12 protein-coding genes are annotated in these 14450 nt (G+C 32.4%); 4 read left to right on the forward strand and 8 right to left on the reverse strand.

The window, feature by feature from the left end; translation table 11 throughout:
- The first annotated feature begins 217 nt into the window (after positions 1 to 217).
- Both ctaD and cyoE read left to right on the forward strand, forming a co-directional pair.
- Complete coding sequence (gene ctaD, locus Trichorick_RS06030) at positions 218 to 1798, forward strand: cytochrome c oxidase subunit I (RefSeq protein ID WP_323738101.1); 1581 nt, start codon at positions 218 to 220, stop codon at positions 1796 to 1798.
- Positions 1795 to 2676 carry a heme o synthase gene (gene cyoE / locus Trichorick_RS06035; RefSeq protein WP_323738102.1) on the forward strand — a complete coding sequence of 294 codons (882 nt, stop codon included), beginning with the start codon at positions 1795 to 1797 and terminating at the stop codon, positions 2674 to 2676. Before ctaD ends, cyoE begins: the two co-directional genes overlap by 4 nt.
- A 196-nt stretch (positions 2677 to 2872) precedes the next feature.
- Here cyoE and Trichorick_RS06040 read toward each other — a convergent pair whose 3' ends face one another.
- The 4 genes from Trichorick_RS06040 to Trichorick_RS06055 all read right to left on the reverse strand — a co-directional run bounded on the left by Trichorick_RS06040 (position 2873) and on the right by Trichorick_RS06055 (position 5088).
- Complete coding sequence (locus Trichorick_RS06040; protein WP_323738103.1) at positions 2873 to 3049, reverse strand: hypothetical protein; 177 nt, start codon at positions 3047 to 3049, stop codon at positions 2873 to 2875.
- A gap of 138 nt (positions 3050 to 3187) precedes the next feature.
- A complete protein-coding gene (locus Trichorick_RS06045; protein WP_323738104.1) occupies positions 3188 to 4003 on the reverse strand; it encodes a hypothetical protein in 816 nt (271 codons plus the stop codon).
- Positions 3996 to 4292 (reverse strand): hypothetical protein, encoded by a 297-nt coding sequence (locus tag Trichorick_RS06050; RefSeq protein WP_323738105.1) that lies wholly within the window; start codon positions 4290 to 4292, stop codon positions 3996 to 3998. The genes Trichorick_RS06045 and Trichorick_RS06050 overlap by 8 nt, the downstream gene beginning before the upstream one ends.
- Positions 4293 to 4731: 439 nt before the next feature.
- The gene (locus Trichorick_RS06055; RefSeq protein WP_323738106.1) at positions 4732 to 5088 is read right to left on the reverse strand and encodes a hypothetical protein; all 357 of its coding nucleotides are present in this window, start codon (positions 5086 to 5088) and stop codon (positions 4732 to 4734) included.
- Positions 5089 to 5284: 196 nt separating this feature from the next.
- Here Trichorick_RS06055 and Trichorick_RS06060 point away from each other — a divergent pair, with 196 nt between their 5' ends.
- A complete protein-coding gene (locus tag Trichorick_RS06060) occupies positions 5285 to 6739 on the forward strand; it encodes a flagellar hook-length control protein FliK (RefSeq protein ID WP_323738107.1) in 1455 nt (484 codons plus the stop codon).
- Positions 6740 to 6748: 9 nt separating this feature from the next.
- Positions 6749 to 8686, forward strand: a complete 1938-nt coding sequence (locus Trichorick_RS06065; protein ID WP_323738108.1) for a FlgD immunoglobulin-like domain containing protein — start codon at positions 6749 to 6751, stop codon at positions 8684 to 8686.
- 185 nt (positions 8687 to 8871) lie between these two features.
- Here Trichorick_RS06065 and mrdA read toward each other — a convergent pair whose 3' ends face one another.
- From mrdA to Trichorick_RS06085, 4 genes are all read right to left on the reverse strand, one after another.
- Positions 8872 to 10644, reverse strand: a complete 1773-nt coding sequence (mrdA, locus tag Trichorick_RS06070; protein ID WP_323738109.1) for a penicillin-binding protein 2 — start codon at positions 10642 to 10644, stop codon at positions 8872 to 8874.
- Positions 10634 to 11134, reverse strand: coding sequence for a hypothetical protein (locus Trichorick_RS06075; RefSeq protein ID WP_323738110.1), 501 nt, complete (start codon positions 11132 to 11134; stop codon positions 10634 to 10636). Before Trichorick_RS06075 ends, mrdA begins: the two co-directional genes overlap by 11 nt.
- A 94-nt stretch (positions 11135 to 11228) precedes the next feature.
- A complete protein-coding gene (gene rodA, locus Trichorick_RS06080) occupies positions 11229 to 12329 on the reverse strand; it encodes a rod shape-determining protein RodA (RefSeq protein ID WP_323738111.1) in 1101 nt (366 codons plus the stop codon).
- A gap of 338 nt (positions 12330 to 12667) precedes the next feature.
- Positions 12668 to 14386: a sensor histidine kinase gene (locus Trichorick_RS06085; RefSeq protein WP_323738112.1), complete on the reverse strand. Its 1719-nt coding sequence runs from the start codon at positions 14384 to 14386 to the stop codon at positions 12668 to 12670.
- Positions 14387 to 14450 lie beyond the last annotated feature (64 nt).

Here is a 14450-nt window from a genome sequence, read left to right on the forward strand (position 1 = left end):
ATATTCAAAAACCATACTAGTCAAGTTAAGGAAAATTGACACTCAATTGTCATTGTGGAGCCACTACGTTGCTGTGGCAATCCAATAAAAGTTGTTTTACATTTTCTGGATTGCTGTGACTTCGTCTCAGCTCAAACGATTGAGTGTCAATTTTCCTTAACTTAGTATACATGATTTATTAAACATTATCGAATCTAACAAATAAACTAAGGTAATTATGGCTCAAACTGATGTAAGCGATAATCATACCCCACATGGGTGGAGAAGGTGGTTATTATCTACAAATCACAAAGATATTGGCAGCATGTATATCATGTTTAGTATTCTTGCTGGAATTATAGGTGGCTTATTTTCTTTTTTATTTAGACTACAATTAGCATCTCCTGGTAATGATTTTATTGATAATCATCAGTTATATAATGTTTTGATTACAGCGCATGCTATAATCATGGTATTTTTTATGATTATGCCAGCTTTGTTTGGGGGTTTTGGTAATTGGTTTGTGCCACTGATGATTGGCGCCCCAGATATGGCTTTTCCAAGAATGAATAATATTAGTTTTTGGTTGCTTGTGCCTTCTTTTACTCTGTTACTTGGTTCTGCTTTTGTTGATGGTGGAGCAGGTACTGGATGGACTATGTATCCGCCACTTAGTAATGTGGCAGGACATCCAAGTGCTGCTGTAGATATGGCTATTTTTAGTTTGCACCTTGCGGGTATATCATCAATCCTTGGCGCTATTAATATTATAGTCACTATTTTTAATATGAGAGCTCCAGGTATGGGATTATTCAAAATGCCATTATTTGTGTGGTCTATTTTAATTACGGCTTTTTTGTTAATATTGGCACTACCGGTATTAGGTGGTGCGATTACCATGTTGCTTACAGATCGTAATTTTGGCACTTCCTTTTTTAAATCTGATGGTGGTGGTGATCCGGTATTATTTCAGCATTTATTTTGGTTTTTTGGGCATCCTGAAGTATATGTAGTAATTTTACCTGGTTTTGGCATAGTTAGTCAGATTATATCTACATTTTCTCGTAAACCGGTGTTTGGTTATTTAGGTATGGTAGCTGCCATGGCTGCTATTGGATTTGTTGGTTTCCTGGTATGGGCGCACCATATGTTTACGGTAGGACTTTCTTATAATGCTTTAATGTACTTTACTGCTGGCACTATGATTATTGCGGTGCCAACTGGTATTAAAATTTTTAGTTGGATTGCTACAATGTGGGGTGGGTCCATAGAATTTAAAACTCCAATGTTATTCTCTATAGGATTTATTTTATTATTTACCATTGGTGGAGTCACTGGAATAGTATTGTCAAATTCTTCGATTGATAGAGTGCTGCATGATACTTATTATGTAGTTGCTCACTTCCATTATACTATGTCACTTGGTGCTTTGTTTACTGCCTTTGCTGGTTTTTACTATTGGTTTGGTAAAATATCTGGCCATCAATATCCTGAGACTATGGGTAAAATCCATTTTTGGATTACTTTCATTGGCGTAAATCTTACTTTTTTTCCACAACATTTTTTAGGATTGGCGGGAATGCCACGACGTATACCTGATTATCCTGATGCTTTTGCTGGTTGGAATATGGTGTCATCTATTGGTTCCGGTATTTCAATGCTTGCTGCTCTTTACTTTGTATATATAGTATTATATAGCTTAAAATATGGAGAAAAATGTCCGGCAAATCCATGGGGTAGTGGTGCAGATACTCTTGAATGGACGTTGACCTCACCACCACCTTATCATTCTTTTGAAAGTCAACCAGAAGTAAAATGACTGCTATAACAACAAGCTTAAAATATTATAGTTCAATAAAAGATTACATCGCTTTGATGAAGCCGCGTGTAATGTCTTTAGTGGTGTTTACTGCTTATGTAGGAGCGCAAAGTGCGCCAGGACATATTCATCCTTTGATAATGACTACAGCGATAATATGCATTACTTTAGGTGCTGGTAGTGCTGCTGCAATTAATATGTGGTATGATCTGGATATCGATTCTATAATGTCCAGAACTCAAGGAAGGCCAGTAGTTACAGGTAAGATTGCTCCTGAGGAGGCTTTGTCTTTTGGTGTCATATTAGGTTTTTTTTCCAGTTTTATGATGGCATTATGTGTAAATTTATGTGCTGCCGGATTATTAGTATTTACTATTTTGTATTATGTTTTTGTTTATACTATTTGGTTAAAGCGACGTAGTCCACAAAATGTAGTGATCGGAGGAGTGGCTGGCGCTCTCCCGCCTATGATTGGCTGGGCGGCTGTAACGGGAGGAGTTACTATAGAGTCAATAGCATTATCTGCAATTATTTTTATGTGGACCCCACCGCATTCATGGGCTCTTGCTTTATATCGAATCAAAGATTATAAAAATTGCCATGTTCCAATGATGCCGATAGCAAAAGGTGTGTATTATTGCAAAATCCAAATTCTTCTTTATACATTTTTAATGATTGGTACATCGTTGCTACCATTTTTTATAAATATGGCTGGTAAGATTTACTTTATGGTGGCTAGTTGTGCTGGTCTGATGTTTCTATATTATAGTATAGCTTTATTTAGTGATGACGATAATAATAAAGCAGCAAGAAAATTATTTATTTATTCTATATTATATCTATTTATTATATTTTTAAGTCTGCTTAACCCAGTTTGATGCAGTTTATTGAATTAGTTTACGCTATAATTGTCGTTCCACAGCTCGTCACCTTATTGTTATCTCCGCGTAGATGTTTGATTAGACATTAGCTTTATTTTTTTATCGAATGTGGCTATGTTCAAACAGCGCTGCCTCCGCGGAGATAACAATCTTTAGTGTTTGAAGTTGGCATTGAAAATATACCATAACTCAGCTATGCAATCATACAGTCACCTCCACCACTATCTCCTTCAGAAGAATATTGCCCAGTGCAAACTGTTGACTCCCATTCATTTGTCTTAGTTCCTTCGAAAACTGAAGCTGCACAAGCAGAATGAGCGCTGTCATTATTTTGAGTGTCATTATTGCTGCTCTCATTTTCTTCTCCCATATACCGTCCTATTTTAAATTACATCAACTTAAGGTTGTATTATACAATCTTAAGTTGATAGCATTGTAATTGCATTAGAAAGTCAAATATAAAATTAGAAAATATTATAGCATTATTTTATAAATTTATGTGGATATACTATTGGATTATAGCAACAGTGTTGTAAATATTAGATTGAATAATGTCTTTCAAGTTTTGAAATTCTATTGTCTTAATCTCATCGTTTCTTATCCATGATTTGTGAATTACTGCTTTTTCTACTATAATGCTATCTTGAGAATTTATTGATGACTTACGAGACATACTAATAAAAGGACCATCAAATACAAAATCTAAATTATCTATATTTGGTATTTTAGTATTCTTAAAAACAGTTCTTCTTGTTATTGTTTGTGGAAATTTTAAACTTAAATCATTTGCAGAAGTTTTTATATCAGTGTTTAACACTTCTTTAAAAATAGAAAAATTATTATTTAAGAAATATATTTTTCCTAAGTTAGATTTTAATAACAAATCATTATTTTTATAACTCAAAGAAATATTTATTGTTTCAATTAACTTTGAATTAAGTTTTGGCATAGAAATTTGTAAAATATTATTGGCTTTAATATTATTAGCAGGAATGTATCTAGCACAAAAATCATTAATTATTTTTTCTTTTGAAGAATATATGCCAGACGCTGTTAAATAAGAAGCTGCTTCACCTTTAAATGATATGTTAGCATAAGTAACATCACTATCTATAATTTGATCTAATAATATTTGAGCATTTTCCTCAGAAATAAGAGGAATTTTTTCATATGTTGACTCACTACCATTTAGCACTAAAACAAACTTATCTGATATATTTGGTAAAACTCCGTTAATTATGTTAGCTTTAGCGCTTGGGTCGATCCAACAAACTTTTTTGTTTGCATCTATTACTTTAACAATGGCATGATTAAAATCATACATACTTGGAATTTTTTTTCTCAATACTAGGAGAATCTTCAATACGAACCAATGCAATATTAGCTTCATACCCTAATGATCTTAGAATTTTGGTAAAAATTAATGCAAAATCTTTGCAATCACCAAATTGATCAGCTTCAACTAATGCTAAATTTCTAGGAATAAACTTGCCCTCTATACTTCTTAAATCTGAGAAGTGCTTTATTTTTGCATGCAACTCTGTTGTTATTTCATTGATTTGCTCAGAGAGATCTTTTTTTTGAGATGCAGATTTTAATGTGCTTAAGAACATTCTAGGTAATTTTTGATTTAGTACAATATCATACTTGTCAGATAAGAGTTTCCCAAGCGTTTGCCAATTATTTCAACTAGATATTGATAGATAAGTACGATAATATGGATTTCTTTTACTAAACTGAGATTCATCAATTACTACATCAGTAATTGGTTTTACTAATTTAATTTCTGCTTCCGAGCTATAAGCTGGTTTATTTACAATGCTATTTTTTTTGACTAGTAATTTCTGTTCTGGATCATTAACCTCAATTTTTATTGGAATTTTAGAATAGATATTAATTTTAGATCTGAACCAATAACCACCAGACCCATAGTAATAATTACTAAAAAACTGTCCGTCAATTGGAACTTTTTTTGTATATTTTTAGTATAATAAATAAATCCTGGACCCAATTTCTGATTTTGGGAAATTAATAGATATTTGTTTAATATTGTTATAGTTCTGACAAGTTATTAGCTACATACTTGTCTTCTATATTAGTTTGTGAGACTTCATATTCATATTTATTAACAAGGGTTTTTGCTTTAATAATATTAACTAACGAACTATCTCCATCGTAGGTTATAGCATATTTACTCATTAATTTTCTACCTGATTCATTTAAAATCCTTACTTGAATTTCTATCAATTCTTCATATGTGCCATCTTCTTTAATAGATAGTGTTGTATTATAAAAATCATATTGTATAGGAGTATTTTTGAGGTCTTGTAATCTAGCGTAAGTTACACCAGCATAGCCAAGTACGATTAAAATAAAAATATGCAAAATAAAATTTATCAAATAATTCATGATGTCTAACTCAATTATTACTCCCCTTTTCTTCAAGAATCTGTCATATTTTCTCAGTTGCTAACCTTTCGTATCTTTGCTATATTATAACTTACATTTTTAATTTCTATCTGTGATAGCAATATTATTTGCTTTTATCAAGAATTTTGGCATGATTTATGCGTAATTTAATATTAAACATTGATTGGATTTAGTTATGGCTGATTTAGCGGTTTTAAGTGTTATAAGTAATAATGGTAGTAATAAAATATTAGCGCTTGAATCTGATTTTAGCCAGGATAATAATAAATTTAAAGAAATGCTAGGAAAAGCAAGTAATAGATTAGAGAAAGCCGAAAGCAGAAAAGAAAGAAATCCTGAGGCGCAAGAAAATAAGTTAGAAAAAACTGAAGAAGCTCAAGATGTTGAAGTTGAATTTGAGTTTGTGATTAGTAATGAAGGTAATATTAAAGCTGATAGCGATGAAAATAGTATACAAAGCTTTATGTTGTCTAATTTAAACACAGAAAATGAGCAATTTGTAGTAGCTGATGACGCAGATCTTAAAAAAGAGATATTAGTAGCGTCGGCAGAAATAGATGCTAATTTACATCAGCAGGTGTTGCCACAAGAAACTAAAGTAGATAAAGGTACAGTAAAAGGTACAGTAGAGGTAGATACTGTGCAAGAATTGGTTATTACAACAAATGCAGATGTCAATAGCTTTATGCCAATAAAATTCGAAGAAACAAAGTTAAAACAAGCTGAAGAAATTGATATTGCTCTTCCTCAAGAAGATAAGAAGGCTGATGATTTAGCGCAAGATTTGGTATTAGGAAGTCAATTTTTGCCTTTACAATCTATGCAAAGACTGGATTTAGACTCAGAGCTATCAGATTTAAGTGATAATCTGACACCGAGTACTAGACAAGAAAAGCAAAAAAAAGTAGATGTGGGGGTTAATATTATAACTGAGCCTGAAGGCAGTGATGGTAATGTAAAGAATTTTGGTCAGAATAATATAAAGCCTGATATGGTTCACAGAGTAGTTGCGCCAGTTGTTGAAATGCTGAGGTCAGAAATACAAGCAACAAAAGATATAAATGATCATTTAAGTAATAGTAAAGAGTTAATAGAAGATAGTAGCAGTGGCTCTAAGAGTTTTGTTATTCAACTAGACGGTGATAAAAGGACGGTTATCTCATTTAAAGAGATTGCAAGTCAACAATTAGAGAATATTCCACATCGTAACGATCAGGTAAGAATGGCTGTTGAAACAGCAGCCAATAATGGCTATAGTAAGATTATATTACAAATGCATCCAGAAAGTTTGGGAACTATAGATATCGCCATTGAATTTAATAAAGAGAAGGTGGTTTCAATCCAATTTAGAGCTGAAAATCGTAATACTAGCGAGTTACTAGCTAAAGATTGTCCTGTTTTAGAGCGTGAACTTAGTAAAGTAGTGAATATAGATAGTGATACTTCTTTGAGTTTTGATTTTAAAGGCGATAATAGTGATAATAGCAGTCATCAAACTCCTGAACAAAATAAGAGAAACATATTATCAACACATTTGATGTTACAAGAAGATACTAATAGTAAAGCAAAGCCAATTAAGAATGGCTATGGTGGTAGACTTAGCGCAGATAGTGTTGATATTAAAGTTTGAGGTAAATTAATGAAAGTTTTAAATCCAAGACAAACGGGGTTAGCAGAAAGCCTCTTAGCAGAAAAAACCTTTGGTGGTAAGAGGCAAGCTAATCATAGTAGTGCATATAATAAGCTAAATCAAAACGATAGTTTTGAAGCAGCAATGGAACAGCTTGAGAAAGTAACGAGAGACTTTGAAAGAACCGTTATGGCATCTTTTAAGCATCAAAACATTATAGGCATGCTATCTGGAGATGGTTCAGGAGGGAATAACGATTCTCAGCAAAAGGGCATCATGGATCTCAGTAAAATGACTGTTGATATAGCTCAGAATAAGACTTTAATAAACCAGATGCAGCGATTAGTAGAAAGCAATGAGCAATCTCAAATTGATTTGTATATGGGGAAAGAAGTTTATTATGATGATACTATCAGAAATTATAGTGGGAATGATATTACCTTTGATTATGAATTAAAATATGGCAACTTTCCGCAAGGAACTAATATATCGGCTAGAATCAGTATTTTTGATGCAAATGGTCGAGTGGTATTTAATGGTAAATGTAATAATAATAATGGTAGTAATAAATTTCTTTGGAATGGTAGAGACGATAAAGGTCAGGAAGTAGCTGAGGGCAAATATAGAATGGAAGTTTCAGCTTCGGCTACACTGGCTGGAAGTAAAGCTACGCTACCTATTAACGTTACTTCTTCTCTTAGTGGCGTTGTTGATGGTATCAGAGTATCGGACGGTAAACGGCTACTAGTTGTTAATGATAAGCTAGTTGATCCAGATAATATCACTGAATATAAGAATGTAAAAGCAGATAATGAAGCTATTTCAGTGAGTGCTAGTGCAGACCTTATTGGTATGCAAGCTACTATTGATTTATCTGTTGTTAGAGTGGTGGAAGGTAAAGGTGAGCTTATTTATGATAATCAGGTTCAGATAGAACACCCAGGAGATGTACGGGTTGACATTACAGATAAAAATGGTAAACCGCTAACTACAATTATTTATAATGAGCCTCTGTTAGCAGGTGTTGGTACCTTAGAGTTAGATGCAAAAAAGCATAAGCTTGATGATGGAGAATATAATTATACATTATATGTGAAAGACAATGATAGCCAACAAAATATTCAGTTAGGTAAGGTAAAGTTAGTTGATGTTACCGGTGTAGATATCAAGAATAAAAAAATCATTGCTGGTAGTGCAACTTATCCATTGGCCAATATCACTGGTATTATTGGTGAATCAAGAGAAGAAAGATTTTTAACTGGTTTAGCAGCTTCTTATATTGGCACACAGGTTGAATATGAAAATAGCAATTTTAATCATAATAGTGGTGATCAGTTTACTAGAGAGGTAAGGATTCAGAAACCTGCTGAAGGTCAGCGTTTGGGCGATGCGGTACTTAAAATATATAAAGGCGAACAATTAGTGGCGGAGGTACTAAAGCCAGCTGGTGAATTGTATTATCAGGGTCAAGAACTTACTCCAAGATATGATGAGTTAGATCTAGCTGGTCAGACTATGGTTAATAATTACATCAAAGATAAATTCTTGATTCAAGGGTTTAATCAGTATACGGATCTTAACTTAGATCGTCAAATAGCTGTTGCTCCTTATGTTGGACCTTATATTAACACAGAATTCAGAGCAGGAAATATATTTAAACAGGGGCAAGCTCATGATGAAGCTACTAGGCTGAAAAATAGAGAAATCGTTGAATTTCACTGGGATGGTAGAAGGATCGATGGGCTGCTTGCCGAAAATGGAGAATATCGCTATGAAGTTCATACAACTACAGTCGATAATATTACAAATATAATTACTTCAACAAAAGTTAGTACTATTACTAATGATTTAATAAAAAGCTCAATAGTAGAAAATGGACAACTATCTTTTGAGTTAGCAAGTGGTAGGACTATTACAGATAAGCAAATTTTGGCAATAAAATCATAAATACAGTTTCCTTACTTGAACTGGATTGTAGTCAATTTAAGCGTATTGTTTTTATAGCTGACTTCATTCACGTTTTGTAACCAGAACCAAAGATTTGCTCAAAGCTTGACGACTTTTTTAAAAACCGTGAACAACGCTCACTTACAATTAATTAATAGTGGAGCGTTTTTTAAAGTTCTACAACACTAACCATGTTTTTGCAAAATTTCCTGGATAATTTTACTTGCAAGTGGTGCTGCTGCTCTGCCGCCACTGCCACCGTGATCTACAAATACTGAGATTGCATATTGGGGATCGTTGTAGGGTGCAAACCCGATAAATACTGCATGATTACGTCTTTCCCATGAGATAGATTGTCGACTCAGATCGTCATTGGCGTTTGCTTTTGATTGCACTTGTGCAGTGCCGGTCTTACCTGCAAACTGAAATTTCTCTTCTAGAATACGGCTATAATAAGCAGTACCGCCTAAGCTATTTACCGTTTGATACATTGCTTCTTTGATAAGTTCAAGATGCTCTTGGTTAATATCGATTTGAGTATAATTAGGGGTGTTTTTAGCTATTCTTGGGGTATAAAGTTTGCCATTATTTGCTATTGCTGCACAAAAACGAACTAATTGAATGGGAGTGGCTAAAAGAAATCCCTGTCCGATCGATAGGTTTAAGGTATCACCTAATGTCCAATCTAGTCGCAATTTGCTTTTTTTCCATTTTTTAGAAGGAACAAATCCTAGCACTTCTCCAGGTAAATCAATGTCAGTTGAAGTACCAAAACCGAATTTCTTAGCCATGTTAATAATTCGATTGGCACCTATTAATTTTGCAATCTCGTACATATAAGAATTACAAGAACATTTAAGTGCTCCGATCATATTTAGAGAGCCATGTCCTAGACGACTGGCACAACGGAATCCACTCTTTAAAGCAGGGGTGCCATTGCAATACACCACCTTATCTGGAGTAATACCAGCTTCAAGTGCTGCTAGAATAGTAATTATTTTAAATACCGAGCCTGGAGGATAAGCATTTTGCACGGCTTTATTAATTAATGGTTTATATGGATCATTAATTAAACTATGCCAATATTCTTGTGAGAGTTTGGTAAAATTATTGGGTTCAAAACTAGGGCTAATAGCAAGAATTGGTAGATTACCATTGCGACAATTCATCACAATTGCTGAACAACCATATTGGTTTAAATAAGGTTCAATTTTGGTATGCAATTCTGCATCAATATTTAAAGTAATATTTTGACCAGGGATACTATTTACTTGCGTTAATTCTCTGATATATTTACCGAAAGCATTAACTTCCATTTGCTTATAGCCAAAACTTCCACGTAGCTCTTCTTCATAATATTTTTCAACACCTGATTTTCCTATAATAAAATCACGACTACTAACTGGTAATTCTCGAGATTCTTGCTCATTCACTTGTCCAATGTAGCCAAGTATATGTGCTGTTGCATTGTGCATTGGATAAAATCTTACTTGTCCCATATCAATAAAAATAGCACTTAATTTATGTTTATATTCTTCAATAATAGCTATTTGTTCCCAGCTAAGTTGATCAAGAATCATCACCGGCATTCTACGATCAGCTCTTTTTACTTTTTTCTCAATATATACTTGTTGCTCTTGAGTAAGTCCTAAAATTTGGTTAATTAATATTAACTCTTGTGGATAGCTTAGTTGACTATTCTTATCTAATAACAACCTAAAACAAAGTTTGTTAGTAGCTAATAGTTGACCACTAGTATCATAAATTTGACCGCGATTAGGAGGAACTAACACTAAACTAATCCGATTTTTATCGGATAAAGTAGTGTATTCACTTTTCTTGATACATTGCATATAAAACATTCTGCTCGCGAGTATCGATAGCAATCCTAGCTTACCTACACCAATCAGAAAAGTACGACGCGATATTATTTGATTATGGAATATTTTATTTAGCATACTTCTTTAAATAGAGTAATGATTTATCAAACAAGATCATGAATAGTGGGTAGGAAAAAATAGTCGTTAAATATTGAAATAATATCGTCACTAGATTTAAAGAAGATGATATTTTACTAGTGAAAATTAAATATCTAATAACTAATGCCAAAAATGCATAGCTACAAAATACGATAAAATTTATCGTGCTTGTTCTAATTACCAGCCAAATTCGTAATTTATTTAATAGCAAATTAGTTAGTAAGAATGTTACTGCACTTGTGCCAATAGGAAAATGGTATAGTTGATCAAGAAATATGCCAATAATAAATATTTGCCAATATTTTATTTGATAATTCAAGCTGAAATAATAAATAATAATTATTTCTAATGCTGGAAAAATTTCACTTTCAATACCAAGGCGATATAGTACTAGTGGTAATAATAATAATAAAAACAAACTTATTATAAAACATAATATAATAAAAATATTAAACAATTTTTTGAACATGGAGTACATTACTTACAAAACAGTTATAAGTTTAATAATAGTCGTAAACAATGCATAATAACGAACTCCGATTGGGTAGTTTTAGCTAATGCTTTTATAAATTTATGTGTCGGTGTACCTGTACATTCATCACTAAGCCAAACCCTATTAACATTGAAGCCATCATTGTACCACCATAAGATATAAATGGCAATGGTACACCCACTGCAGGCAACATTCCCATCACCATTGCTATATTAATAAATACGTGACTGAAAAAGATTGCGGTTACACCAACAACTATCAGCTTGCCAAAGATACTTTTAGTATTAACCACAATAGTCAGGCAAATTGATATTATTAATGAGTATAGTGTTAATAACCATATCCCGCCAGCAAAACCAAATTCTTCAGCAAAGGTAGCAAAAATAAAATCTGTCTGATGTTCTGGCAAAAAACTTAAATGGCTCTGAGTCCCATTCATCAATCCTTTACCAAAGATTCCTCCTGAGCCAATAGCAATTTTTGATTGAATTATATTGTACCCAGCATTAAGAGGATCTTTTTCTGGGTCAAAGAACACTAATACTCGTTTGCGTTGATAATCATACATTAAATGCCAAATTATTGGTAAGCTTAACATTATACTGGCTCCAATAACAATAAATTTCCATAGCCTTACGCCCGCTGCAAAAAACATGAAGCCAGCAACAATTAAGGTAATGACTCCTGTGCCTAGATCAGGCTGCTTAATAATTAATATGACTGGTATAACTACTCCAATCACTGCTATACATAATTTTGATATTTTTGTAAGATCTATAATTGATAGTTGATGAAAATATTTTGCTAGCATTAATACAATTGCAAGTTTTGCTGGTTCTGACGGTTGCACTCTGGTAAAACCAAAATCTATCCAACGTTTTGCACCCATAGCAATAGTACCAAATACTTCAACGCCAATAAGTAATAATAAAATCAAGAAATAGAATAGATAGGAAAATTTAAAGATTATCCTGAGATCAAGAATCGCTATTAAGATGCTAAACGGCATAAATAAACAAAAATTTATTATTTGCTTATGAGACCATGGGTATATACTGCCTCCAGCAGCAGAATAAAGTATAATAAAACCACTGCAGCAAAGTATACTAATAATTAATAATAATGTGAGTGGTAATTTAGATAGTGATTCTAAATAATTCGTTTTATACATACCTAATTATTATAAAAGTTTAGGGAAGTGCGTACGCTGTATATGATATATGCGTCAAGTTAATGAAAAGAGACGTATGAACAATTTTGTTTGGACACAAACTACCGTCTGAGTTCAGCTCTCTACTTTCCGCTGTCATTGCGAGGCTTCAGCCGAAGCAATCCAAAAAATGTAAAACGACTATTTACTAGATTGTTTCGGCTGCGTAAACAGTGATTACTTTGTTTCGCGCAGCCGAGACGTAGCATATTTGACTTATCATAATTCAACTGGCATTGCTATATCTCTTTTTCCTTAACTTGATGCAAAGCTTGAACAAGATATACCAATTCCTGATTTCATTTAGTATCATATACTAGTTTATATTTGGGAAAAATGATCGTTACCTTTGTCCCAACATTTGGTTGACTCTTGATTAAAAATATTGCTTCATGAGCATCGAGCAGCATTTTTACTATGGGCAGACCAAGACCATATGAATCTATTAAATTATGATTCTTTTTTAAGATAATTCCGTGATTACTAAGAGCTATTTTTATCTCTTCTTCAGTCATGCCTATGCCTTGATCGATAATATCAAGCACCAAATCATTTGAGATAACTTTAATATCTACAGTAATTATTGTTTCTTCGTTGGAATATTTTATGGCATTACTTAGTAAGTTATTCATTACTTGTATCATACGCCGGCTATCACAGATCAATTTAGGTAATGAATCCATAATATTAAGATTTATTTTTATTTTCTTCTTATCAGCCCTTGCTTGATTAACATATATAGCTGTTTCAAGTATTTTGGTAATACTGGTAATATCATTTACGATTTGAAACTTACCTTCAATAATCTGATTCTCATCTAGTATGTCAGTAATAAATTTTAATATTACTTCTGCACTTTGATGAATGCCTTTAGCATAATCACAATATGTATCTGATAATGGGCCAAAATATTGTTTAATCATCGCTTCTGACCCAGTGGTAATAAATCCTAGAGGTGAGCGAATTTCATGAGCTGTAAAAGCTAGAAAATCAGATTTAGCTTTAGTAGCAAGATTTGCAGCAATAGTTGCTTGTTCTGCTTTTTCTCTTAAATAGGTTTCACGACGATAAATTGAGATTACAATCAACAGAAAAATAGAGACAAATACGGATACTTCAAGAAATTTTTTAATGACATCATCTAAAATATTGTTTTTTATTTCATCATCATCTAGGTTTACGATTAAGATAAAAGGTAGGTTTTTTATTTTTTTGATGTAATAATTTACTCCGCTAAGTACGTCTAAATATGCTATTTCTTGTTCTGTTTTATTAAAAAAATCAATACGCTCCAGTACTTCGTTTAAATAAGTTGAAATTACTCCATTATTATTAATAATATTATGAATTACTGGTTGAGATTGTACTATCACCGTATTTTTATTATCTAAAATAACAAAATTAGTATGATTCTCCTTACTAGTATTTAACCTACGAATTATGGTAGCTATATCATAGCTTAATATCATGTAACCAACATATTTATTATTTTCTGTGTTTTTAGTTCCTGCAATTAATTTAAGACTGTCATTTTTATAAGTAGTTTTACTCATGTAAAACATTATTTGTTCTTGATCGCTTAATTCCTTAGTAACTGTTTGCATAAAATCCAACCTTCTTGGATGAGCAATGATCCCTTGAGCACTAGTGACAACTTCGCGGAAATTAACATCAACCCAGCTATATTTACGCCATCCAAAGACAGTATTGAATTTTGCCAATTCGCCATAATCTTGTAATACTCTTTGAATATATTGTAAATTCATGTAATAGTTACCCAACTTACGTGTTACAATATTCAAAAAATATGAGGAATAATTTAAATCGGTAGCAAAAACATTGGCTAGAAGTTCAGCTTCTGTCCTAATCACATACATGATATTTTGCTTTTTACTGGCATATATTCTGATACAATATATAAACATTACGATTAAAAATACTAAAGTTACAACAAATGTTATAATTCTAATGTTTACATGATAATCAGTCGATTCTCTGTTTAGTTTAAAATCCATCATTATAATCAACTTATGGTTTAACGCTAGTATAATGTCATAAATATTTAAACATATAAAATTAAAT

Source organism: Candidatus Trichorickettsia mobilis, from assembly GCF_034366785.1.
In the GTDB taxonomy this organism is placed as follows: Bacteria; Pseudomonadota; Alphaproteobacteria; order Rickettsiales; family Rickettsiaceae; genus Trichorickettsia; species Trichorickettsia mobilis_A.

Excerpts from the sequence above, each read along its gene's own strand:
- Trichorick_RS06045 (WP_323738104.1), bottom strand. The coding sequence starts at position 4,003 with ATGTATGATTTTAATCATGCCATTGTTAAAGTAATAGATGCAAACAAA.
- Trichorick_RS06075 (WP_323738110.1), bottom strand. The coding sequence starts at position 11,134 with ATGTTCAAAAAATTGTTTAATATTTTTATTATATTATGTTTTATAATA.
- Trichorick_RS06050 (WP_323738105.1), bottom strand. The coding sequence starts at position 4,292 with ATGTTCTTAAGCACATTAAAATCTGCATCTCAAAAAAAAGATCTCTCT.
- Trichorick_RS06085 (WP_323738112.1), bottom strand. The coding sequence starts at position 14,386 with ATGATGGATTTTAAACTAAACAGAGAATCGACTGATTATCATGTAAAC.
- rodA (WP_323738111.1), bottom strand. The coding sequence starts at position 12,329 with ATGTATAAAACGAATTATTTAGAATCACTATCTAAATTACCACTCACA.
- Trichorick_RS06040 (WP_323738103.1), bottom strand. The coding sequence starts at position 3,049 with ATGGGAGAAGAAAATGAGAGCAGCAATAATGACACTCAAAATAATGAC.
- mrdA (WP_323738109.1), bottom strand. The coding sequence starts at position 10,644 with ATGCTAAATAAAATATTCCATAATCAAATAATATCGCGTCGTACTTTT.
- cyoE (WP_323738102.1), top strand. The coding sequence starts at position 1,795 with ATGACTGCTATAACAACAAGCTTAAAATATTATAGTTCAATAAAAGAT.
- Trichorick_RS06065 (WP_323738108.1), top strand. The coding sequence starts at position 6,749 with ATGAAAGTTTTAAATCCAAGACAAACGGGGTTAGCAGAAAGCCTCTTA.
- ctaD (WP_323738101.1), top strand. The coding sequence starts at position 218 with ATGGCTCAAACTGATGTAAGCGATAATCATACCCCACATGGGTGGAGA.
- Trichorick_RS06055 (WP_323738106.1), bottom strand. The coding sequence starts at position 5,088 with ATGAATTATTTGATAAATTTTATTTTGCATATTTTTATTTTAATCGTA.
- Trichorick_RS06060 (WP_323738107.1), top strand. The coding sequence starts at position 5,285 with ATGGCTGATTTAGCGGTTTTAAGTGTTATAAGTAATAATGGTAGTAAT.